22 protein-coding genes are annotated in these 25,692 nt (G+C 46.2%); 15 read left to right on the top strand and 7 right to left on the bottom strand.

The genetic code is table 11. The features are described 5' to 3' along the window. Nucleotides 1–7: 7 nt before the first annotated feature. From QZZ22_RS12400 to QZZ22_RS12390, 3 genes are read left to right on the top strand one after another with little or no spacing between them, the layout of a single operon-like run. Entirely contained in the window at nt 8–298 is a 291-nt protein-coding gene (locus tag QZZ22_RS12400) for a DUF424 family protein (RefSeq protein WP_292465353.1), read from the top strand. Between the two features lie 19 nt (nt 299–317). Beyond that, nucleotides 318–995, top strand: coding sequence for a hypothetical protein (locus tag QZZ22_RS12395; RefSeq protein ID WP_292465350.1), 678 nt, complete (start codon nt 318–320; stop codon nt 993–995). After that, nucleotides 992–1,909 (top strand): phosphoserine phosphatase, encoded by a 918-nt coding sequence (locus QZZ22_RS12390; protein ID WP_292465347.1) that lies wholly within the window; start codon nt 992–994, stop codon nt 1,907–1,909. Before QZZ22_RS12395 ends, QZZ22_RS12390 begins: the two co-directional genes overlap by 4 nt. Here the strand turns inward: QZZ22_RS12390 and QZZ22_RS12385 are convergent. The 4 genes from QZZ22_RS12385 to oadA are packed head-to-tail and all read right to left on the bottom strand — an operon-like array spanning nt 1,906 to nt 6,768. Continuing rightward, entirely contained in the window at nt 1,906–2,490 is a 585-nt protein-coding gene (locus QZZ22_RS12385) for an S-layer protein domain-containing protein (RefSeq protein ID WP_292465344.1), read from the bottom strand. The two genes, QZZ22_RS12390 and QZZ22_RS12385, sit on opposite strands and share 4 nt — an antisense overlap. Before the next feature lie 16 nt (nt 2,491–2,506). Continuing rightward, the gene (locus tag QZZ22_RS12380) at nt 2,507–3,481 is read right to left on the bottom strand and encodes a biotin--[acetyl-CoA-carboxylase] ligase (protein ID WP_292465341.1); all 975 of its coding nucleotides are present in this window, start codon (nt 3,479–3,481) and stop codon (nt 2,507–2,509) included. 55 nt (nt 3,482–3,536) lie between these two features. After that, nucleotides 3,537–5,018: an acetyl-CoA carboxylase biotin carboxylase subunit gene (locus QZZ22_RS12375; RefSeq protein ID WP_292465338.1), complete on the bottom strand. Its 1,482-nt coding sequence runs from the start codon at nt 5,016–5,018 to the stop codon at nt 3,537–3,539. 13 nt (nt 5,019–5,031) lie between these two features. Continuing rightward, nucleotides 5,032–6,768 (bottom strand): sodium-extruding oxaloacetate decarboxylase subunit alpha, encoded by a 1,737-nt coding sequence (gene oadA / locus QZZ22_RS12370; RefSeq protein WP_292465335.1) that lies wholly within the window; start codon nt 6,766–6,768, stop codon nt 5,032–5,034. 179 nt (nt 6,769–6,947) lie between these two features. Between oadA and QZZ22_RS12365 the strand changes: the two genes are divergently transcribed. The 6 genes from QZZ22_RS12365 (at nt 6,948) to QZZ22_RS12340 (ending at nt 14,716) form a co-directional block, all read left to right on the top strand. Beyond that, on the top strand, nt 6,948–7,274 hold the full coding sequence (locus QZZ22_RS12365) for a chemotaxis protein CheW (protein WP_342765110.1): 327 nt from the start codon (nt 6,948–6,950) through the stop codon (nt 7,272–7,274). 281 nt (nt 7,275–7,555) lie between these two features. Continuing rightward, nucleotides 7,556–10,393: a methyl-accepting chemotaxis protein gene (locus QZZ22_RS12360; RefSeq protein ID WP_292465333.1), complete on the top strand. Its 2,838-nt coding sequence runs from the start codon at nt 7,556–7,558 to the stop codon at nt 10,391–10,393. 19 nt (nt 10,394–10,412) lie between these two features. Beyond that, nucleotides 10,413–10,904, top strand: coding sequence for a chemotaxis protein CheW (locus QZZ22_RS12355; RefSeq protein WP_292465330.1), 492 nt, complete (start codon nt 10,413–10,415; stop codon nt 10,902–10,904). Nucleotides 10,905–10,930: 26 nt separating this feature from the next. Then, complete coding sequence (locus QZZ22_RS12350; RefSeq protein WP_292465328.1) at nt 10,931–11,533, top strand: CheR family methyltransferase; 603 nt, start codon at nt 10,931–10,933, stop codon at nt 11,531–11,533. A 263-nt stretch (nt 11,534–11,796) separates the two neighbouring features. Next, nucleotides 11,797–12,891: a rod shape-determining protein gene (locus QZZ22_RS12345; RefSeq protein WP_292465325.1), complete on the top strand. Its 1,095-nt coding sequence runs from the start codon at nt 11,797–11,799 to the stop codon at nt 12,889–12,891. Between the two features lie 10 nt (nt 12,892–12,901). Continuing rightward, nucleotides 12,902–14,716 (top strand): hypothetical protein, encoded by a 1,815-nt coding sequence (locus tag QZZ22_RS12340; protein WP_292465323.1) that lies wholly within the window; start codon nt 12,902–12,904, stop codon nt 14,714–14,716. Between the two features lie 176 nt (nt 14,717–14,892). Here QZZ22_RS12340 and pyrF read toward each other — a convergent pair whose 3' ends face one another. Both pyrF and QZZ22_RS12330 read right to left on the bottom strand, forming a co-directional pair. Next, nucleotides 14,893–15,546, bottom strand: coding sequence for an orotidine-5'-phosphate decarboxylase (pyrF, locus tag QZZ22_RS12335; RefSeq protein ID WP_292465320.1), 654 nt, complete (start codon nt 15,544–15,546; stop codon nt 14,893–14,895). Between the two features lie 72 nt (nt 15,547–15,618). Further along, nucleotides 15,619–16,569: a deoxyhypusine synthase gene (locus QZZ22_RS12330; protein ID WP_292465318.1), complete on the bottom strand. Its 951-nt coding sequence runs from the start codon at nt 16,567–16,569 to the stop codon at nt 15,619–15,621. Between the two features lie 181 nt (nt 16,570–16,750). Between QZZ22_RS12330 and QZZ22_RS12325 the strand changes: the two genes are divergently transcribed. The 6 genes from QZZ22_RS12325 (at nt 16,751) to QZZ22_RS14075 (ending at nt 24,157) form a co-directional block, all read left to right on the top strand. Continuing rightward, nucleotides 16,751–17,161, top strand: a complete 411-nt coding sequence (locus QZZ22_RS12325; protein ID WP_292465317.1) for a hypothetical protein — start codon at nt 16,751–16,753, stop codon at nt 17,159–17,161. 12 nt (nt 17,162–17,173) lie between these two features. Next, nucleotides 17,174–18,019 carry a metallophosphoesterase gene (locus QZZ22_RS12320; RefSeq protein WP_292465313.1) on the top strand — a complete coding sequence of 282 codons (846 nt, stop codon included), beginning with the start codon at nt 17,174–17,176 and terminating at the stop codon, nt 18,017–18,019. Next, nucleotides 18,016–20,847 (top strand): DEAD/DEAH box helicase, encoded by a 2,832-nt coding sequence (locus QZZ22_RS12315; protein ID WP_292465311.1) that lies wholly within the window; start codon nt 18,016–18,018, stop codon nt 20,845–20,847. The genes QZZ22_RS12320 and QZZ22_RS12315 overlap by 4 nt, the downstream gene beginning before the upstream one ends. Before the next feature lie 176 nt (nt 20,848–21,023). Continuing rightward, the gene (gene mtaA / locus QZZ22_RS12310) at nt 21,024–22,034 is read left to right on the top strand and encodes a methylcobamide:CoM methyltransferase MtaA (RefSeq protein WP_292465309.1); all 1,011 of its coding nucleotides are present in this window, start codon (nt 21,024–21,026) and stop codon (nt 22,032–22,034) included. Between the two features lie 183 nt (nt 22,035–22,217). Then, nucleotides 22,218–23,453 carry a hydantoinase/oxoprolinase family protein gene (locus QZZ22_RS14080; protein ID WP_342765108.1) on the top strand — a complete coding sequence of 412 codons (1,236 nt, stop codon included), beginning with the start codon at nt 22,218–22,220 and terminating at the stop codon, nt 23,451–23,453. Nucleotides 23,454–23,485: 32 nt separating this feature from the next. Then, the gene (locus QZZ22_RS14075; protein ID WP_342765107.1) at nt 23,486–24,157 is read left to right on the top strand and encodes a hypothetical protein; all 672 of its coding nucleotides are present in this window, start codon (nt 23,486–23,488) and stop codon (nt 24,155–24,157) included. A 132-nt stretch (nt 24,158–24,289) separates the two neighbouring features. Here the strand turns inward: QZZ22_RS14075 and mtaB are convergent, their stop codons facing one another. After that, on the bottom strand, nt 24,290–25,678 hold the full coding sequence (mtaB, locus tag QZZ22_RS12300; protein ID WP_292465305.1) for a methanol--corrinoid protein co-methyltransferase MtaB: 1,389 nt from the start codon (nt 25,676–25,678) through the stop codon (nt 24,290–24,292). Nucleotides 25,679–25,692 lie beyond the last annotated feature (14 nt).

Genomic DNA, 25,692 nt, shown 5'->3' with positions numbered 1-25,692 from the left:
TGATTTCATGTATCTTAAGATTCACAGGGCTGGAGAAAGCTTCATTGTTGCAGTATGCGACGAAGAACTGCTTGGAAAGAACCTCAAAGAGGGGAATATCAGTGTAACAATATCCGAGGATTTCTATAAAGGGGATCTGGTCTCGGAAGAAGATGTAATAGGGATCATCTCCAAAGCAGGTAATCTCAATCTCTTTGGTGAGAAGGCCGTATCCTGCGCTATAAAGTGTGGTATTGTGAATCCCTCTTCTGTAAAGATTATTGATGGTGTGGCACATGCCCAAGTATTTAGAGTATAGACTCCGGTGAGGTTTGTTTATGAGCGAAGGTGAGAACCAGAATGACAGTAATACATCTTTCAGGACTTATGAAAGGAATGAACTCCTTAATAAGGTGATTGATAAGCATAGACGGCTTTTAGATGAGTATAATGTACAGTTCGATGAAATTGGTAAAAAAGTCCGTTCATTGGACGAACAGATTTCCTCCTATAAAGATAAAAAGGAACAGGCTACTACCCGGACTGAAGTTCTGGCTGAAAAAAGACAATTATTCTATCATCAGGCTGAGAAATTGCTTGATGAATTCGTTTCAGCATATGATGATGATATCGCCGTTCAAAAGGAATTGAGGAATGTAGCTGAGGAATTCCCTAAAGTGAAAAATACTTTCTCACCTGAAGACGAGGGAAAGTTGCTAGATCCAATTTTAGTGAACATTTCTCTTATGTACTCAAGGCTTCCCAAAGCCCATGGGTCCATAGATTCTTTCAGGGCAAGGATACACGATGCTGTTGCGGCGAACACCGAACTTGCCCTCCTGAAAAATCCTGAAGAGGATTTCGATAAAGTCCAGGCGGACATTGAAAAAGAACTGGGTGAACTAAATCTCAAGTGTAAATGGCTTGAGAACAGGATAAGCAGTCATACTGAGGCGCTTGCCTACTGGGAAAATATCTCAGTGAGCCCGGTAGAAGAAACAGGGGTGAAAGCATGACTGACGTTTCAACAATGACTGAAAAGGAGCTTAAGAACAAAGCTGATGAGCTTCGTACCGAGCTAAGTCATCTTGACCGTGAATTAAAATCCATCTATAAGCAATTAAAGCTTCACCGCACTAACATGGATGACACAAAGGCCAAGCGTGATGAACTCAATTCCAGGGTAAAGGGTCTGGTTGCAAAAGCTCGTGATGCAAAGTCAAAGAGGGACTCTTTAAATGCACGGATCTCCTCGCTCAAATCCTCGAGGAATGAGGTAGAGGATAAAAAACGCCAGTGTTCAGGCGAGATTTCAGATCTTAAGAACAAGCGTGACAGCCTGAACAGTCTCTCAAAGGGCAGCGTTGAAACCCTTTCAAGGGCGTATTTTGCAGATGTTGATACTTTCTTGAATGCGGATATTCCTCTAAAGCATGAAATAGATCTCTTCGAGAGACTTGTCTTTATGAAAGAACGTCTTGATGCGGCTTTTGATGCAAATGAGGTTCATAAGAAACTCGTGGAAGCCTATGAGAATTCAAAGGAAGTCTTTGCTTCCAGGGATGATCTGGGTGGGGAGATACACCAACTCGCAGAACAATCACAGAAGTATCACCTTGAGATGATCGATCTCTACAAACAGGTGGACGAACTACGCAAGCAAGCTGACCTCGCACACTCAGAGATATCCTCAAAGATAGCTGTCACTGCTCCTCTTCGGGAGAGGATCGATCCGATCAAGGCAAAAATGACACTCCTCAGGGATGAGCTTGGTATCTACCTCGGGAAGCTGGAAGATATACATCTTGAAAAAGATGAGAAAAAGCAGGAAGAACATCTGGTCGTGGCAAAGGAAAAGCTTGATAAGAATGCAAGAATGAGCCTTGAAGACCTTAAAGTTCTCATGGAGAAGGGCAATCTTAAGTTCTAAGCCCTTTTTTTAATTCTATTTATTTTTTTATTTATTTTTTCTGCGGGAACAATATCTGCAAATCCTGCAAATATAACTCCGGCAAGCGCCCACAAAATGCCAAATCCTGGCGTGGAGAAAATATCATCTTCTTCAACTGGTGTCTGGGAACCATGTTCCCCGGATTGCCCGTCCTGTCCGTTATCCTGAGCTTCAGGTGCAGAAAGCTGTGGATCGAGGTACTGGTAAACAGGCATGAACGTGACCAGTTCACCTGTGGGGCTTGAATATACTGTGTCCACAGTAATATTTAGAACCTCTTCTTCGCGGGAATAAACCAGAGTATCCTTCTCACGGAATATGCCTTCACGCAGAATGTTCTCGTTAAGTGATAGTTCCAGCCAGACTTCATTGGTTCCCTGATTAACGCTTTTTACGGTAAGGGTATATCCTTGTTCAAATGTCCATGGTTCGCCTGTAGTGAGGAATATTCCTGTCCCGTCCATCAGGACTGTATCCTGTGATCCTGATGCAACGGGCAATAATGAGCTGCATAGCAGAAGCAGAGCTATCAGGAGTTTAGTTGCAGGTCCTCTGGACACCGGCCATATTAATGTTTCATGTCTTTGCATACCTGCAGCGCCCGGCAATCACTTCTTCCCTTGCATTGTTTTTGGTTTTTACAAGCAGCGCTCCCTTATCAGTAATACCCACTGCCTTTCCTTCGATGATCTTCATGGGAGTGGTAACCGTTATCTCCTTCCCTATCGTATCAGAAAGGGCTATCCATTCACTGACAATGTTCGAGAATTGCTGGGTTTTGAATTTTATGTACTGCTGCTCGAGTTCATAAAGCAGGTCTTTGATCAGTTCTATCCTGTTGACAGGCTTTCCAAGCTCAGTCTCAAGACTTGTAGAACTTTCTTTGACATCTTCCCTGAAATCCTTCAGTTTCACATTTGCATTGATGCCTATTCCCACTACCAGATAGTCAACCTTTTCTACTTCCGCATCCACTTCGGTAAGTATGCCGCAGACCTTTTTCCCATTGATGAGTACGTCATTTGGCCATTTTATACGGGCATCAACTCCCAGCCTGCGTAGTGTTTTGGTAACAGCAAGGCCCGCCACCAATGTGATCCTTGGGGTATATTCAAGAGGTATGGATGGCTTCAGGATGAGGGAGAACCAGATACCTCCGGGAGTAGACTGCCACTCGCTGCCCAGACGGCCACGACCTTTTTTCTGTGTTTCTGCAATAACTATAGTTCCTTCGGGATATCTGGCTGCGATATCCTTTGCGATGCTGTTCGTGGACTCGACTTCATCGTAATACAGGATCTCTTTTCCGAAAAGACCTGTTTCGAGCCCTATCTTGATCTGCTCAGGATAAAGCATGTCCGGGGTGGATAGGAGCGTATATCCGATCTTTGGAGAGGACTGGATATCGTATCCTTCTTTTTTAATGTCCCTGACATACTTCCAGACCATTGCCCTTGTGATCCCGAGTTTTGCCCCAATCTCCTGCCCCGACACTGCCTTATTTCCCGCAGCTTTAAGTATCCTGATTATTTCGATTTTGTTGTCATTCACAGATACTCACCAGTGAATATTAGTTCACTATTGTATATCATACTCACAGGTTTAATTATTTCGTCTGCTTTTGGGCGTTGCTCATGTAGGAGCCTACTGCTGCAGTGATAGCCGCAATTTTCTGCTCCTTGTTCTCAAGTGCTGATGCCAGAGTTGCTCCCTTTGCAGAATCTTCAATAACTACCCTTTTTACATCTTCAATGATCTTATAATCATCAATAAAATGTGTTGTAAGTTTGCCTTCACGGAACGCCGGGTTGCGTAGTACCGCCTTGTGGAAGGGGATATTTGTGGTCACGCCAACAACTACATATTCATAGAGTGCCCGCTTCATTCGGTCTATTGCCTCTTCCCGGGTCTGTCCCCATGCGGACAGTTTTGAGATCATGGAATCATAGTAAGGAGATATTGTATATCCCATGTGCACTCCGCTGTCCACGCGTATACCAGGCCCTCCGGCTGAGCGGTATCTCTTTATCTTGCCGGGTGAAGGTGCAAAATCGTTAAGCGGATCTTCCGCATTAATACGGCACTCGATGGCCCATCCGTGTATGGATATATCTTCCTGCTCAAAAGCCAGTTTTTCTCCGCATGCAATGCGCAGCTGCTGTTTTGCAAGATCAATACCTGTTATCATTTCAGTTATAGTGTGCTCGACCTGTAATCTGGTATTCATTTCCAGGAAATAGAAATTACCTTTGGAGTAAAGAAACTCGACGGTCCCTGCATTCTCATAACCTATTGCCTTTGCGGCCCTGACGGCAGTCTCTCCCATCTGTTTACGCAGTTCAGGTGTCATTACGGGCGAAGGGGCCTCTTCTATGAGTTTCTGGTGTCTGCGCTGGATGGAACATTCCCTTTCCATAGCATAAACGGCATTTCCATATTTGTCCGCAAGTATCTGGAACTCTATGTGTCGTGGTTCTTCAACGTATTTCTCTATGAATACGGTCGGGTCCCCGAAGGCAGACGCAGCCACAGACTGGATGGATTGGAGTGCGTTTTTGAATCCGTCACTGGAGTGGACTATCTTCATGCCGATCCCGCCTCCTCCGGCGGACGCTTTAATGATCACAGGATACCCTATAGAGTTAGCTATTTCTATAGCTTCTTCTTCATTGGCAACCGCCTTATTGGTGCCTGGTACCACGGGAACGCCGGCCTTAACCATGGCGTTCCTTGCTGCTATCTTACTTCCCATCTGCTCGATGGCATGGCTGGGAGGGCCGATGAATACGATGCCTGCATCTTCGCACTTTTTTGCAAACACGCTGTTCTCTGAAAGGAACCCATAGCCTGGGTGAATCCCATCTGCTCCACATTCCAGGGCTACTTCAATTATCCTGTCCATGTTCAGGTAGCTCTGGCTTGAAGGTGCAGGGCCGATATAGTATGCCTCGTCTGCATACATTGCAAAAAGAGCGTTCCTGTCAGCTTCCGAGTATACTGCTACTGTTACTACTCCCAGCTCCCTGCAGGCACGCATGGCCCTGATGGCTATTTCGCCACGGTTTGCGACAAGTACTTTCTTGAACATTTGCAGATCTCCATTAGTCTATGCACAAAAGAACGTGGCCGGAACTTACAGCATCACCCTCAGCGATGAAGATCTCCTTGACAACACCATCATGAGGTGCATGTATGGCATTTTCCATTTTCATGGCTTCAATAACACATACAATGTCTCCTTCACAGATGCTATCTCCTACATCAACCTTTACAGACAGCACCATACCCTGCATATGGCTGGTGACCGCTCCGGTCAGTGAGGCAGCATCAGGTTTGGATGCGCCCTTAGCTTCTGAAACAGTGACCGATCCTCCTACCGGATTAACCTTGACGTTGAACATTTCCCCGTCCACCTCTACCTTGAACTCGGTTGGAATAGAGGTCATGTTGGCAGCGGAAGCAGATTGTTGCTGCTGGGTTTTAATGGGCACAAGTTCCTCTTCCTTTGCTTCTCCCTTGAGGAACGCAGGAGCTATTGCAGGATAAAGGATGTAGGTCAATATATCTTCTTCTTTCTTTACAAGGCCCATTTTCTCAGCTTCTGCCTTCATCTTCTCGTATTCAGGCTCGAGGAGATCTGCAGGTCTGCATGATATGGGTTCTTCATTACCGATTATCTTTCCGACAATTGCAGCGTCTATCTTCTGTGGCGGCCTTCCGTAGAGTCCGCGTACATAATCCTTTACTTCTTTGGGAATTACTTTGTATCTTTCTCCCATCAGGACATTAAGCACTGCCTGGGTGCCCACTATCTGGCTGGTAGGTGTCACAAGAGGCGGGTATCCCAGATCCGCTCTCACTCTTGGCATCTCTGCAAGCACATCTTTGTACTTGTCCAGTGCATTCTGCTCCTGGAGCTGGGATACAAGGTTTGAGAGCATGCCACCCGGAATCTGGTAGAGTAGGACATTAGTGTCTATCTGTTCAGATATAGGGTTAAGGATGCACCTGTATTCCTCTTTCATCTCCTTGAAGTAAGTAGAGATCTCTGAGATAAGCTCCAGGTCCAGACCTGTTGCACGCCTGCTTTCGGCAAGTGCAGCAATGATAGATTCGGTTGGAGGCTGTGAGGTTCCCCATGCGAATGGGGACAGTGCCGTGTCAAGTATGTCGACACCGGCCCTGCAGGCTGCCATATAACTCATCGGGGCCATGCCTGAAGTACAATGGCTGTGCAGGTCTATGGGAAGGTTGACTGCAGACTTGAGTGCTTTCACAAGGTCATATGCCTGTTGCGGGGATATGAGACCAGCCATATCCTTTATGCAGATAGAATCACATTCTAGTTCTGCAAGTCCTGTTGCAAGCTCAACATATTTATCAATAGTGTGCACCGGGCTAATGGTATAGCAGATAGTACCCTGAACGTGTGCTCCTTCCTTTTTGGCAACAGTGATAGCCTTCTCCATGTTGCGGATGTCGTTAACAGCATCAAATACCCTGAAGATATCTATGCCGTTCTCATGGGCTTTCTTCACAAACTTCTCTACAACATCATCCGAATAATGCCTGTAGCCTACAAGGTTCTGCCCGCGCAGAAGCATCTGTGCAGGCGTGTTCTTCATATGCTTTTTAAGTTCTTTTAGCCGCTCCCAGGGATCTTCATTAAGATATCTGATGGAACTGTCAAATGTCGCACCGCCCCACATCTCAAGTGAAAAGTATCCAACTTCGTCCAGCTTGTCAACGATTGGCAGCATGCTGCGGGTGCGCATGCGAGTGGCTATGAGAGACTGATGCGCATCTCGAAGAATGGTTTCTGTGATTTTGACTTTCATGGAAATCCTCCGGGAACTCCTATATTATAGTATCAGTGCGAATACTACGATCTATGGAGTCATCTGGTACCTGGTCTCAGGTGAATTCTTATCTTATATATCACGTTCTTTTATGTAGTTTCTGGTGAGTGCTTATATAATGTATAATACGTTAGCTTTACAGAAATCACGTCACAGTCATCATCAACTTCTGTTGCAGTGTAACTCCACTTATCAATCTTGCCCATGAAGAAATAAGTGATGATTCCCGTATAATAGTTGTGGAGATTGGAAATATGGTCGCAGGAATGGTCGTTGACGCAGTTACTGAAGTACTAAGAATATCGAGTGAGAATATTGAGTCTGCACCTGAGATCATAACCTCAAAGATCACTGAGAGGTACATCCAGGGTGTAGGTAAGATCGATGAAAGGCTGCTCATCTTGTTAGATATCGATAAGATATTCACTCAGGAACAAAAAAAGCAAATAGGTCAGTTGGAAAACACGGGTGCTATTCCCGCATAACTTTACAGCATACGTCTTATCTTTTTCTATTTTTTATTATACATTCAGATTGTTACCGATGTAGTACAAGGATAATTCAGCTGCTATTTTATGCGTTACAGTTCTAGACAAGATCTAATCTCTAGAATACTCTTAAATATAGTATTACAAAATATATAATGTCATATATTTTTATATTAGTACTTTAATCTATAATATTAATATTATATTTATGAAGGTACTTTGCTATTTGCCTAACCTCGATTGAACTTTCTAATATATGCAATTGATGAGGGTTTAAAATGCTTGGAATTAACAACAAACTGAATAAAGAGATCGATCGTGTGCTTGAAAGCGTTAGTAATGGCAATCTTAACACACGTATAAACGCAGAACTGACCGGCAAGGACAAAGAAACTGCTGAAGCATTCAATGTTTTCCTTGACAATGCCATGCAATGGAAAAAAACTGCAGACTCTCAGGTAGCTGTCACAGTTGAAGTTGATAAATTGAAAAAGTGTGTACAGGAAGGACAACTTGATGCCCGCGTAAATGCAGATAAATTTGATGCTGATGCAAAAGGACTTGCAGATGATGTGAACAGCCTGATGGACTCGATGGTAAAACCTTTCATGGCTGCATCAAAGTTTGTAGAAAGGCTTTCCAAGGGTGACATTCCTCCAAAGAGTACAAAGGAATTCAAGGGCTCTTTCAATGACCTGAGGAACAATCTCAATACATGTGTGGATGCGATAAATGCCCTCATGGTAGATTCCGCAAAGCTTGCAGAAGCAACTGCCGCAGGTAAGGTTGATGTGCGTGTGGATGCTTCTCAACATGGCGGTGATTTCAGAACGATAATTGAGAGCATGAACAGCAATCTCGATGCGATATCAAAGCCTCTCAATGAGAGTACATCCATTCTCCTAAAGCTGGCGGTAAATGACTTTGAAGATGGTGTGACCGGCGAATATCCAGGCATCTTCAAGGATAATGCATACGCTGTGAATGAGGTTCGTAACAGGTTGCTCAACATCGAGCGCACATTCGAGTATATGGCTGTAGGGAACTTCGATGATCTTGAGAAGTACAGGAAAGTAGGCAAACGTTCTGAGAACGACAAGCTCCTTCCAAACACAATAGCAGTGATGGAAAAAGTCAAAGGCATGGCAGATGAGTTCATTGTGCTGGGCAAAGCTGCCGAAGAGGGCAATCTGGCACACAGGACAGATGCTTCCGGGTTTGATGGCCTGTTCAATGAAGCTATTGTGACCGTAAACAAGGCATTTGATGCAGTTATTAATCCTCTGAACCTGACAGCAGAGTATGTCGAGAGCATATCCCGGGGAGAGGTTCCGGAAAAGATCACTGACGACTATAAAGGTGATTTCAATGTTATCAAAAATAACATCAATGCCTGTATCGATGGTCTCGCAGGACTTCAGGAGAGCAACGAAGTATTGCAGCTTATGGCAGAGAACGACCACACTCGCAGGGTAGAGGGGCACTATCAGGGTATCTTTGCAGATATGGGTACTGCTACAAACTCTGTCCGTGACAGAATACGCACAGTTATGTCAGTCAACAAGAAGATCGCTGTAGGTGACCTCAGTGACCTCCAGAACCTTAAAAAAGTGGGCAAGCGTTCTGAGAACGACGAACTGATACCCTGCTACATTGCAATGATGAGCAACATCGAGGGCATTGTTGATGAGTTCATAAAACTGGGTCATGCCAGCGAGGCCGGAAATCTTGATTACAGGGCTGACGGGTCTGCTTATGAAGGTGCTTTCCAGGAAGCCATCAATACCGTCAATAGTGCCATTGATGCGCTTGTGACACCCCTGAATGAAGCTATCAGAATAGTCAATGAATACTCGGAAGGTAACTTGGGTGTCAGGGTAAGCTTTGAAACACAGGGAGATTTCAAGATATTTGCCAGTGCTCTTGACAACTTTGGAGAGAGTCTTCAGGCAATCATTGATGATTCCAGCGAGGTGCTCAGTGCCATGTCAGACAACAACCTGACACGTGCAGTGCAGGTGGAAGGTGTTGGTGAGTTCAAGTTGCTCACAGACGGTATCGAGAACACCCGAAAATCCCTGAATGATGTCGTTTCCATGGTGCAGGGCACCTCCAAGAATGTAGCTGCAACCGCAGAAGAGATGTCTGCATCTGTGGAAGAGCTGACCTCTTCATCCTACCAGATAGCAGATACGGTCTCAGAGATATCCAAAGGAGCGCAGAATCAGGCGTCTAAGACCGAGGAAGTTTCCCGCGCGATGGTTGATATGACCATGACTGTCCAGGAAGTCGCGACAAACTCCCAGAAGGCCGCAGAAACTGCCAAGGAGTCCAATGAACTTCTTCATGATCTGGGTGTTATCACAAAGGACCTGCTTAAAAAGATGGAAGGCATCAAAGATGCATCTTCAGATTCCTCTTCAGCTATAATGGAACTTGACGGTAAATCCAAACAGATCGGTGAGATAGTGAGTCTTATAACAAGCATCGCTGACCAGACCAACTTGCTTGCTCTCAATGCAGCAATAGAAGCTGCAAGGGCAGGAGAGCATGGTCGTGGGTTCGCTGTAGTTGCAGATGAGGTAAGGAAACTGGCCGAGGATTCCGGTAATGCAGCCAAGCAGATAGCTGGTCTTATACACCAGATACAGGCAGGTACATCCAATGCCGTGACAACTATGCAGCAGGGTGCTGTAGAGGTTTCCACAGGTGCCGCAGCTCTCAATGAAGCTGCAGCTGTAATAGAAAAAGTCGTAAAGGCCGGGGACACAATAGCTCACATGGTTCAGGATATCGCAGCGGCAGCCCAGGAGCAGTCAGCATCTATTGAAGAGGTTACATCTTCTGTTGAAGAAGTATCAGCAGTTTCAGAGGAGTCTGCAGCCGGTACTGAAGAAGCTTCAGCTGCTGTCCAGGAGCAGACAGCTACTATGCAGGAACTCTCAAAGTCAGCAGAGGATCTGGCACATGTTGCCGGAGAAATGCAGAGTGTAGTTGATAAATTCCTCCTTGATGAAACAACAGGCATTGCTCCGGCGCAGCAAATAGATTCCCCAAAGAACAAACAAGGCTCCATATCCACAGGTAGTAAACGCAAGGGACATGCCCTTCTATAATATTTAGGGGACCTATAACATGGTTGACAATTCATTCGAAGGAAAAAGTAATGCAGCAGATCTGCTGCAATTAGTTGTTTTTGAGCTGGGCGGCGAAGAGTTCGGTGTGGAGATCATGAACGTACAGGAGATAATAAGGATGCCTGAGCTGACTCAGATTCCTCAGTCTCCTGATTTTGTAGAGGGTGTGATAAACCTCAGAGGCAGGATAATTGTGGTTGTGAACCTCAGCAAACGTTTTAATCTGCATTCCAGGGTAGCCGATGAAAATTCAAGGATAATAGTAGTGGAAATCGGAACCACTGTTGTCGGCATGATCGTGGACTCGGTGAATGAGGTGCTGCGGATACCTGTATCCAGTGTCGAACCTGCTCCCGAACTTGTTATGTCCAAAGTCAGCAGGAACTACCTGAAAGGTGTCGGAAAGATCGATAAACGGTTGCTCATACTTCTTGATCTTGGCAGGGTCCTGACAGTTGAAGAGATAACTGAGATAACAAATCTTGCCTGAACGGCAAGATCTCTTTTCCCATTATCATGGCTTTCACTTATTTTTTCAGAGATATGCAGACCCTTGAGATGATTCGCGACTATGTTATCCCGGGTCTGAGAACGCGCAGGTACATCCACATATGGGATGCAGGCTGTGCAATGGGACCCGAGCCATATTCGCTGGCTATAGTGCTGCGGGAGAATATGGGCATGATATTCAGGAACGTGAAGATCCACGCAACAGATATCGATGGCAGCAATCTATTCGGAGATATCATCAAAAAAGGTACATACCCATTAGAACAGGTGCAGAGGATACCCGGGCCGATATTTGAAAAATACTTTTCTCCTGCAGAAGAGCCTGGCCATTATACAATTTCAGAGGAAATCCGGAAAAGTGTCTCATTTACAAAGCATGATCTCCTGAGCATGAAACCCATAAGGTCAGGCTTGAATCTGATCATGTGCAAGAATGTGCTCCTGCATTTCAATGAGCAGGAACGTGTCGATGTTATAAGGATGTTCCATGATTCTCTGGACGAAGGATATTTTGCAACGGAGCAGACCCAGAAGATGCCTGAAGTTCTTGAGAGCCATTTTGAACCGGTTGTTGCAAACGCACAGTTGTACCGCAAGTTGTGCGTTTGAATTCTCAGAAATAATCACCTTACACAACTTTATTCATTCGAGAACAAGTAATGGACCGGGATTCAAGCACAACAGGGCTGACGTCTAGTGCTGGTTTGTAATATATCTATGTTAGTAGAATAATAATACTATGAATGACTCATGCTTTTTTTTATTTGAAGGTCAGCGCTATCGCCATAGAATTCGATTCTATGTCCATAATATATATATACTGATTTGTATAGCCTTTTTATTATCAATATGTAAAGTTATGAGGCATTACTGTGGTTACCCCTGAAAATTTCCAAGACGGAATTGATATTGTTGACGACTCCGTTGTGCCTGAAGATAATGAGAATATTATTTATCTGGGGATTGACCTGGGCACTTCGAAGATAAAGATATGTACTAATGATGGGATCATGTTCTCAGAACATAGTCTCATTGCCCACAGTGATGGAGATTTCTCTCAAATCGGTGACGGAGATGAGATATTTTTCGGAAAGTCAATCTTTGAGAGAACGGACCTCGAAAGAAAGTGGCCTGTAAGGGACTTGATCAAAGATGAGGATGCAGTAGGGCCGGGTTGCCTGAAAATATTGCTGGAGCATTGTATCCAGGCTGCTGGTGTTTCTGCCGATCCAGGGCAGATGTATGCTATGATAAGTGTACCTTCAGTTGCCAGCGCATCCTATAAACGAACGGTGCTGGAAGCGGCGCGGCATCTCTTCAGAGGTGTGATGATAGCAAACGGGCTCTTCTGCGTTGCATACGGAAGTCAGAAGTTTGAAGGCTCTCTGATCATCGATATGGGCACAAGTAAAACGGATATATGTCGCATAAAAAGCAACATTCCAGAAGAAGAGGATTATCTCAGTATCTCTGTTGCCGGTGAAGATGTTGACAAGGAACTTGTTGATCTGCTGGCAGAAAAATACGACGGCTTAAAAGCAACACCGGAACTTGCAAATGGGTGGAAAGAATCCTATGGTTTTGTAGGAGATGTGGATGAGGAGTACAAAGTAGCACTGCCCCTGAGTGATTCATCCCAAGAAATGATCATTACTGAAGAATTAAGGCTTGCTTGTGAGTCTATAATTCCGGATATAGTTTCAGGGATCATAAAGATGGTTTCCGGTGCAGAACCACACTTCCGTGAGGCTTTAAGGAACAATATCTGTCTATGTGGAGGTGGCAGCAAGATAAGGAACGTGCGCAGCTTTATCGAAAACGAGTTAAAAGGATTTGGTGGCGGCAGGGTTTTCCTCATAGATGATCCCGAGTTTGCCGGAGCTTACGGGGCGTGCAGGCTTGCAGAAAAAATGCCCGGGGAATTCTGGGAGAGGCTGAATAACTGTGATAATCTGAAAACGATCTGAAGTGATATTTATGAGTTCATTAAACTGGTCAAAAAATTCCAAACCGAGTGCGAAAAGCCGTCCAAATCCTGATTTTACTCCTAATATATATCGTAAGCCTGTTATTAACGAGGAAAGCCGTGATAAGGACTCTGATTCTCATACCCCGGAAAGTCCCGGTATCTATAATCAGAAGACCATAGTTAAAACTCTTGAGTTCGATCTTGAGCAGTTGCGGGAACAATATGAAGCACAAATAAAGGAGTACAGGGAAAAGGAAGCTGTACTTACTGATGTGAAGGAAAGATATAATTCCCAGATGAAAGAATACGAGGAAAAGCAAAAGCATCTTGAAGCACTAAAAGAGGATATGTCCAGACAGGAAGAGTTGCTCGGTCGCAAATGCACCATACTTAAATCTGTGGTGCTGAAAGCTGAAGAGTCTATTCCTGCTGCACAGGTTAAAGAGCTCGAAGAGAAACGTTCTGTTTTTGAGAAGGACAAAGCTGAATTTGAAAGGCAGGTGGAAGAGTTCGAAACATCACAAAAGGACTATGAACAGCGTTTTGCTTTGCTCGAAAATAAAAATACGGAGCTTTCTTGCCTGATGTCCAGCTACGAAGAAGGGATGCAGGAGTATCTTGATAAACAGAAAGAGCTGGAGGAAAAAGCGCATTCTCTCGAGGAGCAGCTTGCTTCAGGAAATGATCTTTCAATGAACATTGAAGGATTGAACTGCGGCACTGCCATAGACCTTGTCAAATCCCGGTATTACTCAGAATTGAAGGAACTTAACCGCAAGCGTGCTGATCTTGGTACACTCAGGGAGGAACTGGAGAATGAAGAATCATTGCTCAATGCTAAAAGTTCCAGTATCATGGAAATAAAAGAGCAGGTCCAGAGCGAATTCTCCAGACTGATACCGCAGACCGCAGAACTTGAGGCTGCTATGGAGGCCCACGATAACATGGTCCGTGTTCATGAGGAGAATGAGCGGACACTTGCACAACTTACTCAAAAGTATGATGCCGATTACGCTCTTTTCCGGCAGCAACAACATGAACTTGAAGAGTTCCTGACCGAGCAGGCAAAAAAAGAGTATGCACTTGGCAAAAGGAAGCTTGCAGCATATGAATCCCGCAAACTCGTGGATATTGAGATTGCCAGGATCAATTCAAGGTCTGTGGAGTTCCAGGAAAAAGTATGTGCCTTTGAGAAAGACATCGAGGTTTACCAGCAGAACATCCTTGAGTATGAGGAAAACCTCCGTATCTATACAGAGAACAATAATAAACTGCAAGCTTCAACTTCTTTGTACGAGGAAGAGTTCAGGTCCTTTGAGGAGAGACGTGCAGCACTCGAAGAACAAAAGCTTTCCATATCCTATGAAGAAGATGTTATCAAGCAAAAGCAATCTGAGATAGATTCCAATAAGAGTAAACTTGAATCAGAGGAGACTAAAATCGTTTCGTGGAGGAGTGAGATCGAGTCCGAAAAAGCTTCACTGGAATCGGAGCTTGAGAATATTCGTCTGAAACGTGAAGACACCTCTAAGCTGGAAAGTGACCTTGAATCGGGCTTCAATGAACTTGAGTCCCGTCGCAGGGAGCTTGAAGACCTTTTGGGAACCACTGAGAAGGAGATTGGAGCACATATCACTCTCCATCGCCAGCATCTGGACATCCGGAAAGTGAACACAAGACTTGAGCAACAGTCCGTCTACATTAAAAGCCTTGAGGATTCCCTGAAAGAAATGCAAAGGACCCTTGAAGACGCCATGTCAGATGCAAGGAAACAAGAGATGTTTTCCCATATACTTAAAATGAATATGGAACTCTCAGGGTGAATATAAGAAATATATAAGCGGTCAGAAAGTAGTAATAAGCGTAAGTACTAAAATGTGCCTCAGTACTCATAGGGTTCATCATAGATCAGAACGATTTTCTCATCACAGGCACATCTTTCTTTAGTCCTTCTTTACTTTTGATCTTGTTTTGTCGCAATTGCGGACATGTTCTCTTTTCAGATCCCGGTCTTTATATCGGCAACGATGTCTGCTGCAGCTCTCGCCGGTTCTTCTGCCAGGTAGATGCTCCTGCCCACAATTACCCAGTCGGCACCAGCCTTGATGGCATCGGAAGCGCTTCCTCCCTGCGCACCTACCCCTGGTGAGATTATTGTCAGTTCATTACCTATTATCTCCCTGATCTTCCTTACTCTCTCGGGGCGTGTTGCAGGAGCAACCACGCCGGAAGCTTTCTCATCTGCAGCCATCTTCGCAATAGCTCCGCCTGCAGCCTGCATGAAGTCAAGTGCACCCGGATGGCTCATCTCGGTGACCACGAAAATATCCTTGTTGCTGCTCTTTGCCAGTTCCACACAGCTTCTGAGGCTGTCATGCCCTGTAAAACCCTGTATGATCACGGCATCTGCACCGGCCCGGAAGACCTGCTCGCAGATAAGGCGGTTGGTGTTGGGGATGTCCGCAACTTTGAAATCTGCGATGATGGGTGCATACTTTGACAACTCTGTTATTATCCCGAGTCCGGTCGCCAGTATAAGGGGATAGCCGACCTTGATGGCGTCCACGTATCCTGCCACATCCCCGGATATCCTCAGAGCTTCATCGCCGTCCAGCACGTCCAGCGCGAGTATAAGTCGTGTGTTCTTTTCCATGAGTGTATTCCTTTATGCTCCATGTGCCTGTTCTTATTCAGCGGAACTACTTATGATTCTAATCTTTTTATTCTATTCTTTTGCAAGCCTGCTCCTTGCAGCTGCAACGAGTATCGGGAGGGTAATCGTGGCGTCAGAATGCACAGTAACTGATCGTGCGGTTTCGCTTACTTTACCCCATGAGCGCGCCTCGTCCAGGGTTGCACCGCTCAGGCCACCGGTCTCAGGTGTGTCCATGGTCAGCTGGATGGCATACTCGAATTCCTGGTGCGTGATGAGCATTGACTGGAAGATGTAGTTCTTGGGGACGCCGCCTCCTATGAGCAATGCTCCGGCCCTCTTTGCCTCGTAGCACAGATCTATGATCTCCCGCATATCCTCAAAGGCGTCAACTTTCAGGGGATTCTTCTGCTTGTAAAGCCAGGCCTGCAGTCCTATCATGGAGTCCTGGATAGCCGGGCAGAAAACGGGCACATTCATATCGGCTGCTACTTTCAGTATGGAATCCTTGTCATCGATGTGATTGCCGATATGCGTCATCATCTGCCTGATGGATATGGGTTCGCTGCCCATATCGGAGAAGATGGCCTGCATCTTTTCCTCAAAATCCACAAAATATGGCTCAGGGAGGTAAACGTCATATATCCTGTTGATCTCTTCATGTTTGAGCTCGATGTCATCGCACTGCGAACATCCTTTGTAGTGGTGCAGTCCCATGGATTCCACGATCTCGTGCACCATGTTGGCTCCGGTGGTAACAAGCACGTCGATGTAGCCGTCCTTTATCAGGTCCGCCACAATGCAACGCATGCCGGCAGGCACCATGGCGCCGGCAAGTCCGAAAAAGCTGGTGGAGCCCCCGGCCAGCATCTCATGGTAGATATCCACAGCATCAGCTAGTTTTCCTGCTCCGAAAGCGCATCCGCACATAGCCTGGACAAGCGAGTCAACATCCATACCCTCTGTGATCCTTGCCTGGTTTATCGGGTGCTGGAGTTTTTCCTCAGGTGAATGATGTTCCATTTACTATCATCTCTATCTCTGTTTTGTTGGTTCTATGGCAGCCTTCTTCTTTAAGGTTTCTTCTTCAGCTTCAAGACCAGTTTCAAGACAATGATGCTCTTCGAGGCAGGCAGTATCTTAAATATGGTCTTTCAGGCTGACTGCACAATTTAAATAATGCATAAATTACATATAATCTGTAATGAATTCAATTCTTTCCAGACTTATTCCGCGGCAGAGGAAGATGTCCACCCAGCTTGGCGGTTTACTCATCATTGTGGGTGAGACCATGTTCCTGTTCTCGATACTGAACTTTCTTATGATTACAAGGTTACAGTACTACAGTTCGGGGGATAATTTCTTCAGGCTGCTGTTTCCCAACTATCTGCTGTTCCTTATAGGTCTATCAGCAGTCGCATTCATCGGGATGTGGCTGACTTATGTCTATGTTTTCCCGAGCAAACAGAAGTTCTCTCAGGAGCAGGCTATTAAGGATGACCGCAGTCCTATGTATAATACTATACTGGAAATGCAAAAGGAACTCCGCGAGATGAGAGCCACCGTCGAATCGCTTTCCGAGAAAGTGGAAGCAATGGCTGAAGAACGGAAGTGATCTTTGGTTGAAATGGTAATAGAACTTGAACCTGTGGTTGATGAGCCTGCACTTATTGTCAGAAGTACGACAACGGCACTTGTAGTCGGGGATATACATCTGGGGATAGAATGGGATCTATATCGGAGCGGGATATCAATTCCCAGCCGTATGAAGCACGGACTTGAGCGTATACTCGGATACATCAGGCAGAAATCTCCTGACAGGATTATCCTGCTGGGGGACCTCAAGCATAACGTGCCCCAGATATCATGGCAGGAGAGAGATGAGATTCCCTATTTCCTGGAATCCCTTGCAGAATATGCTCCGATAGACATCTTTCCGGGAAATCATGACGGAGGTATTGAGCATCTGGTTCCCCGGAGGCCGGACATCCGAATCCATCCTGTGCGTGGCTCTGTCATAGAAGGAGTTGCTTACTTCCATGGTCATACCTGGCCGGATCCTTCCCTGCTTAGTGCACAGTACATCGTTACAGCTCATAATCATCCTACCATCCGTTTCACTGATTCTCTCGGCTACTCGGTAACAGAGCAAAGCTGGATCAGGACAAAGCTCAATATGGATGTTCTGGGGGAACATTTCCGGGATTCCGGGATGCAGCTGCGTAAAGGCAAGGATGTGCCTGAACTTATCATCATTCCTTCATTCAACGAGCTGTGCGGAGGCGTAGCGTTCAATGAATCCCTTGATGACGACCTTCTGGGTCCGATATTCTCTTCGGGCGCTGTGGATATCGATAATGCGCAGGTCTATCTTCTCGATGGGACCTGCCTTGGGGCTCTCAGGCATGTCCGTAAACTGGTGGAGAGCCGGCCCGGAACTGGAAAGCGTAAAAGGAAGGTGGTTAAAAAATGAGTTTTGGGAATATTTTTAATACACTGGACCCACGGATACAGGAGGCTCTCAGAAAACAAGGTTTTGAAGCGCCCACGGAACCTCAGGAAAAGGTTCTCCCATTTATTCTAAGGGGAGATCACACTTTCCTGGTAGCTCCCACAGGCTCCGGTAAGACCGAATCCGCAGTGCTTCCAATATTTAACGCCATCCTTGCCAAGAGTCAGGAGCAGCGTGCCGGCATCTCGGCACTCTATATTACACCCCTAAGGGCACTCAATCGGGACATGCTTTCCCGTATACAATGGTGGGGAGCTGAGCTGGGCATCGATGTGCAGGTCCGCCATGGGGATACTTCCCAGTACGAAAGGCAGAAACAATCACGCAAACCGCCGGATTTCCTGATAACGACTCCTGAAACCCTTCAGGCCATGTTCACAGGCTCCCGTCTGCGCAAGAATTTGCAGTCGGTGACCCATGTTGTAGTGGATGAGATACATGAGATGGCATCTTCAAAACGTGGTACCCAACTTGCTGTTGGTCTTGAGAGGCTTGTGGAACTGTCAGGTGAGTTCCAGAGGATCGGGCTCTCGGCAACGGTGGGCAATCCGGAAGAGGTCGCAAAGTTCCTGGCAGGCACGGACCGCAAGGCCACTGTTGTGTCCGTATCCATGCTTAAATTGCTTGAATTTAATGTAGTGAGCCCTTCAGTGACTGATGAAGACATTGTGATCGGAGGCAAGGTTGGCTCGGAAGCAGAGTTTGCATCCCAGCTGCGGTGTATCCGGGACATCGTTGAGAATAACATCTCTACGCTTGTCTTTGTGAACACCCGCCAAAGTGCTGAGGCATTAGCGGCTGGTTTTAAGATGCTTGGCCTGCCCATCGGCGTGCATCACGGTTCCCTGTCAGTAGACTCCCGCATTGAGGCTGAGGAATCTTTCAAGAGCGGCGACCTCCGGGGCCTGATATGCACGTCATCAATGGAGCTGGGCATAGACATTGGTAATGTCGACCATGTTGTACAGTATGGTTCTCCAAGACAGGTGTCCCGGCTCCTGCAGCGTGTCGGGCGTGCCGGCCACAGGATACATGAGATCTCCAGAGGTACTATCCTGACTATCGGGTCTGATGATGTGGCTGAGAGCATGGCTATATGCAGGCTCGCAATGAACGGGAAGGTGGAGGCGATATCTCCTCACATGAATTCCCTTGACGTGCTGGCAAACCAGATATCGGGCCTGGTAATAGATTTCGGCGACGTGGATATTGAAAAGGTGTTCACTATCTTTAAGCGCGCATATCCATTCAAGGACCTTAGCGAGCGAACCCTCCGAAAAGTGATCTCACAGATCAATGATTACCGCATGGTCTGGAATGAGGAGGGGTCAGATATCCTTTCACGCCGGAAGAAGAGCTGGCAGTATTACTATGATAACCTGTCCATGATACCGGATGAAAAGAAATACGAGATATTCGATATCGTCACCGGTAGACCAGTGGGTGTGCTTGACGAAGCCTTTGTGATCAATTTTGTTTCCCCGGGTGCGGTCTTCATAACCAAGGGCGATATGTGGCGGGTAATTGAGATGAGCAGTGACCGGGACAGAATAAAGGTCGAGCCGGTGCGTGGAATGGGAGAGATACCAAGCTGGGTGGGTGAGGAGATACCTGTGCCCTTCGAGGTTGCCGGAGAGGTGGGCCTGATCCGCCAGGTTATTGGTACGAAGGTGCTTGAAGGCCTGGAGGATGGTGAGATAGTTGATCTTATGCGTGAAGCCTACCCTGTGGATGTTACAGGTGCAGAAACACTAGTGTCCCTTGTCAGGGAGCACGTTGAAGCCGGATTTCCGGTCCCGCATGCAGGTATGCTCGTGATAGAGAATGATGGGGATGCTGTTCTTATCAATGCATGTTTTGGGCATAATGTCAATGAGACTCTTGCGAAGGTGCTGACGTCCCTGCTCGCTGCAAGATACGGGAGCAGTGTGTCCCAGGAGATAGACCCCTACAGGATAAGATTGCAGCTTCCGCGAAGGATAAAAGCGAAAGAGATCTTTGACCTTCTTATGGAAATAAAGCCGGAACATATCGAGCCTATCATTGAGATGACCCTGAAGAACACTTCTCTGATGAAATGGAAAATGGTGCATGTAGCCAGGAAATTTGGTGCACTGAGCAAGGATATCGATTATGACCGGATAAGCATGAAGAAACTGCTTGATATCTACAGGGATACGGCGATGTATGATGAAGTCATCAGAGAAATATTCCACAACATGCTGGATGTGAAGCGGGCTTCTGAAGTGCTGGAAGGTGTTTCGGCTGGCAGGATACAGGCTATGATTAGTCCTTCTACTCCTCTGGGCAGAGCGGGCTTTTCCATGAAAAGAGATCTGGTGGCTCCTGAGAAGGCTGACAGATCTATTGTAATGGCACTTAAGGATAGGATCATGAACGACAGGGTGATACTCTTCTGCGTTCACTGTAAGAAATGGACCTCGCGCAGACAGGTAAAGAACGTTCCGGAAACTATTATTTGTCCTGTGTGTGATTCCAGGATGATCGCATCCCTGAAGCCCTGGGAAGAAGAAGAGATCAAACTGGTGCAGAAGCAGGAGAACGTGAGTTCCGGAGAAGAACTTAAACGTGTCAGGAAAGTGTATCGGAATGCCAATATCGTTATGACTCATGGGAAGCAGGCTGTTATTGCCCTTGCAAGCAGGGGTGTCGGTCCTGAAATGGCGACACGGGTCATACAAAAAATGCGACAGGATGAGGAAACTTTTTATCGTGATATCCTTGTAGCAGAGCGAAACTATGCCAAGAACAAGAGATTCTGGGGCTAAAGCTTGGTTTTTTGCATACTTTCCAGTACTTTGTGTGGTTCCATTCCTCCGCTGTATGCTTTCTTCCTGCGATTTTCATGTATAAGTAAGTGAAAGCGGCTTCAATCCAATAGTTTTATATCTGATGTAACGCAAATCAGGATGACTAAAATCTACTCAATAGAGAAGGATTCATTATGAACATGAAAGAAAGGTTTATCAAAGCATTGAAAGGTGAAGAAGTCGATAAAGTTCCGGTCGTATCTGTAACACAGACCGCCATCGTTGAACTTATGGATAAGACTGGCGCTGCATGGCCTGAGGCACACAGCGATGCACAGAAAATGGCCGACCTTGCAATGGCATCACACACAGAATGCGGTCTCGAGGGTGTAAGAGCTCCATACTGCCTTACAGTTCTCGCAGAAGCAATGGGCTGTACCGTCAACATGGGTACAAAGAACAGACAGCCATCTGTTACAGACCACCCATACCCCAAGGGTGTTGAAAACCTTCAGATGCCTGAGAACCTTCTTGCACAGGGCAGGATACCTGTAGTTCTTGAAACTATGAAGATTCTCAGAGCAAAGCTCGGAGATGAGGTTCCTTTAATAGCCGGTATGGAAGGTCCGGTAACTCTCGCATCTGACCTTGCAAGCGTCAAGAAGTTCATGAAATGGTCCATAAAGGACCAAGAGGCTTTCCAGACAATTCTCGACTTTTCATGTGACGCATGCATACAGTACGCAAACGCCCTTGTAGAAGCAGGCGCAGATGTTATCAGTGTACCAGATCCGGTAGCGTCCCCTGACCTTCTGGCTCCTGAGACATTCGGTACCATCCTCAAGCCAGTACTGCAGAGATTTGCAGATGGTGTCAATGCACCAATGATTCTCCACGTATGTGGCGATGTGTCCCCGATCCTTGAAATGATGGCAGACTGCCACTTCACATCAATCAGCATTGAGGAGAAGGTCAAGGACCTCAAGGGAGCAAAGGCAAAGGTTGCCGGCAAAGTAACTATCTGTGGTAATGTTTCAAGTCCGTTCACTCTGCTTTCAGGTGACGAGGCAAAGGTCAAGGCAGACTCCAAGAGGGCTCTTGAAGACGGTGTTGACGTACTTGCTCCGGGCTGTGGAATTGCACCGGACACACCATGCTCCAACATCAGGGCAATGGTTGCAGCAAGAGACGAATTCTTCGCATAAATTGAATTCTCTGGCATGACATAGTTTATCTATGCCATGTCACTTTCTTTCTTTTTTCGATTGCTTTGCTTTAGCGGTTTATGTTTTTGTAAAGGTTTTAGTACACGTTGTTCTACTTAGCATAGTGCTTTATTCTGATCTTACAGGCACAGCTAGGTCCGGATATTATAGGAGTTCAATATCATGCAGTTCAGCCTTGGAATAGATGCAGGGGGTACTTATACTGATGCAATTTTGGTCAGAAATTCTGATAGTTCTATTGTAAGTTCAAGCAAGGCACTTACAACATACCCTGATCTCATAAACGGTATAAGGGATGCGATTGATGGCCTGAAGCAAGAGGATATCGGAAAGGTAAGCCTTGTATCGGTTTCAACAACTCTTGCCACAAATACTGTGCTTGAGGGCACAGGCAGTCCGGTTGCTCTTATCCTGGTCGGTGAGCATCCAATAAAAGGAGATTTTCCTGCAAAGCATACTGTTATTGTAGATGGCGGCCACACTTTCAATGGCGAGGAAGTTCTGCCATTGGATGTTGAAATGGTCCGGAATTTTGCCTTGAAGGTTAAAAACGAAGTTGCTGCGTTTGCAGTTTCCGCTTTTTTCAGTATCCGTAACCCTGAACATGAAATTGTCATACGTACTCTTGTTCATGAATTGACCGGAATGCCGGTTGTATGCGGGCATGAACTTTCCCAGGAGCTGGGTGCATACGAAAGGGCTGTAACTGCAGCACTGAATGCGCAGTTGTTGCCCATTTCCAATCACTTTATCAAATCAGTGATGGATGAAATCAAGCGAAGGAATATTAATGCAAAGTTACTCATGTTGAAGTGTGATGGTACAGTCGTTGGATTGAAAGAGGCTCTGGAAAAACCTGTAGAATCTATATTTTCCGGCCCTGCTGCAAGCCTTGTGGGTGCATCTTACCTTTCTCATTGTGATACCTGTGCTGTAATAGATGTTGGTGGGACCAGTACGGATGTTTCGGCTGTATATGATGGTGTTCCTGAACTCACGGATGCCGGTGCCATGGTCGGCGGGTGGAGAACGCGGGTCCGGGCAACAAGGATGGAAACCTCTGCCATGGGTGGTGACAGTCATGTATGGACGCGATCAAAAAAGATATTCATCGGTCCAAGGAGAGTTATTCCACTCTGCATTGCTGCTACCCGATATCCTTCTTTCCTGGAGAAACTGCAAAAGAGTGTGACTCCTCCAAGACACATGCTCGACTGGAACGTTCAGCCGACTAAGTTCTTCATGAGATCCGGCTTTAATGCTTCCGACCTTAATGAGTCCGAGATTGCAGTACTGGATGTGCTTGGTTATGAACCAATGCCCCTGGATGAAATAATCTCACTTTCAAAGAAGTATCCTTCAAGTATTGTTCTTGATTCTCTATACAGAAACGGTTAATTCAGCCAGTAGGTTTCACGCCTACTGATGCGTTGCATGTTCTTGGTGACTATGTCCGCTGGGATGCTGAAGCTTCAGCTCTCGGAGCTGAAAAACTTGGACGCATGAACAAGATGGATAAATCGGAGTTCAGTTCTATGGTCAAGAATATGGTTGCAAAGAACATGGCCTTTAACCTGATGTCATTTCTATTACCGGATGTCGAAAGGTCAGGGGTTAAGAGGATAGTGGACGGACAGTTTCCTGCAAGATTCAAAGTGGATGTTCCTGTAGTATTGCTGGGGGGCCCGGTAAGGGCTCTCACTCAGGAACTTGCTAGTGTTATCGATGCTGACATCATTGTTCCGGACTATGCTGAGGTCGGAAACGCTGCAGGTGCACTTTTTGGTAAGGGGATCAAAAGGATCGAGTTTATCATAAGGATGATCTCTGTGGCTGAACCGGATGCCGGATTCTACGCTTTCTCTCCTCTTGGCAGGGGAGAGTTCAGGACTTATGGTGAAGCAGTCAATTCTTCAAAAGAGCTTGGGAAAAAAATGGTTACCGAATATATGGGTGACTGCGGGGTAAGTAAAGAGAACCTAGAGGTGGAGGTCACTCATATGAGTTACTCTCCCGAGGGCTGGAAATACGACCCGCTGGAAACAAAACTGATAGTTGTAGGTGTAGGTTATCCCAAGGACCTAAGGGTACGCTTACATTAAGATTGGACTGCCTGCATTATATATCTTGAATTGACTTAACTTTGCAAGTAATCATTAGCAAATAATCGATTATCGTAAAAGAACAATGTGTTAGTAATAGAATTAAAAAAAGAAAAAGTACAAGTTCTAGATTTAGAACTTGTAGTTAGCTTCTGGCTTGAACCTTGGTTCTTCTGCCTTGTACTTCGCGAGACTGTCGCTCATGAAGGAGTCGGACTCGTTGGTCAGTGCTTCGACAGCTGCCTTTGCGTCTGCAAGTGCATTCTGCTCAAAGCGGGACATTAAGAGTTTGCCTTCCTTCTTGGATGCTTCCAGAATCTTGATGGTCTCGACGACAGCGTTCTTTGCACGGAGGTACAGGTCGTTTCCGTCCTTGACGATTGCCTGACCTACCTTGAATGCGTTGTCGTATGCAAGGATGTAGCCCTGTGGGTCTCTGTACTTGTCAGAGAGGCACATCATGTCACGGAGCACTTTTGCATTTCCGGTCTGGATTGCAGTGTTCATAAGAGCTGCATCCATGTTCAGGGTCTGGGACCAGCACTGTACGCTTGTACCACCGAACTCACCGTGGTATTCGACAGACTCGTTGGACCACAGGTCACAAACCTGCATTGTCAGGTTACCCATAACATCTGCGTGTGCGCAGGTTGCGGTCTTTCCTTCCTGGGCGATTGGGCATCCGGTGATGGCCTTGATTATGGTGTTCTCATAACCACAGTCCTTTCCTGGGCCCTGTGCGCCTGCTTCATATCCTACAAGTGTCCTTGAACCAGCCAGCACTCTTGCAAGGATTGCGAGGGTGTGTGCGAGGTTCTTGTCAAGGAGACCACCGGCAATGAACATTGCAGTGTTTGCCTGTGCACAGTCTGTGTCACCGGCTGCAATTCTGCCCTTCTTGTCTGCGATCTTCTTGATGTCGGTCCAGATCATTTCCATATCGATTCCGCCGAGGCAGCCGATTGCGTAGATCATACCAGGTACATCGTTCCTGAGGATTGAGTAGTCGAGGATTTCCTTTCCACCCATTGTCTCGATTGACAGGAAGTCTGCTCCACCATCTGCTACTGCTTCGAATGACTCCATGAGTTTGTCATATTTGCCACCGATCAGTGCAAGAAGGTCACGGTCTTCACGTATGTCACCAGGGGTGTGCCTGAGACCACACTTTATGCCATATTCTTCGTGGTATTCTTCGAGGATTGTCTTCTGTACGTGAGCTATTTCTCCTCCCCATGTTGGGTTGTTGGTCATCTGCTCTACGTGTTCTGTCTCAAGTGATACTGCTGGGAAACCGATCTGTACAGCTCTTGCGAGAATGTCAGTTGTCAGTTTGCGGTATTCAGAAATAAGTTTCTCCTTGGAGACACCGGCTTCTGGCCTTGGTGCGTAGTTTACTTCTGCTGTAACGTATCCGGCTCCGACCTCTAATCCGAGTTCAGCTTTTACCGGGTGAACAGCAGTTCCGAAAATCATATCATCGGCATTCTTGTATGCCATGGAAGTGTATCTTTTAACCATTTGCTTCACCTCTC

The organism is Methanolobus sp., from assembly GCF_016278365.1.
Classification (GTDB): domain Archaea; phylum Halobacteriota; class Methanosarcinia; order Methanosarcinales; family Methanosarcinaceae; genus Methanolobus.
This window is presented reverse-complemented; position numbering and strand designations above follow the sequence as displayed.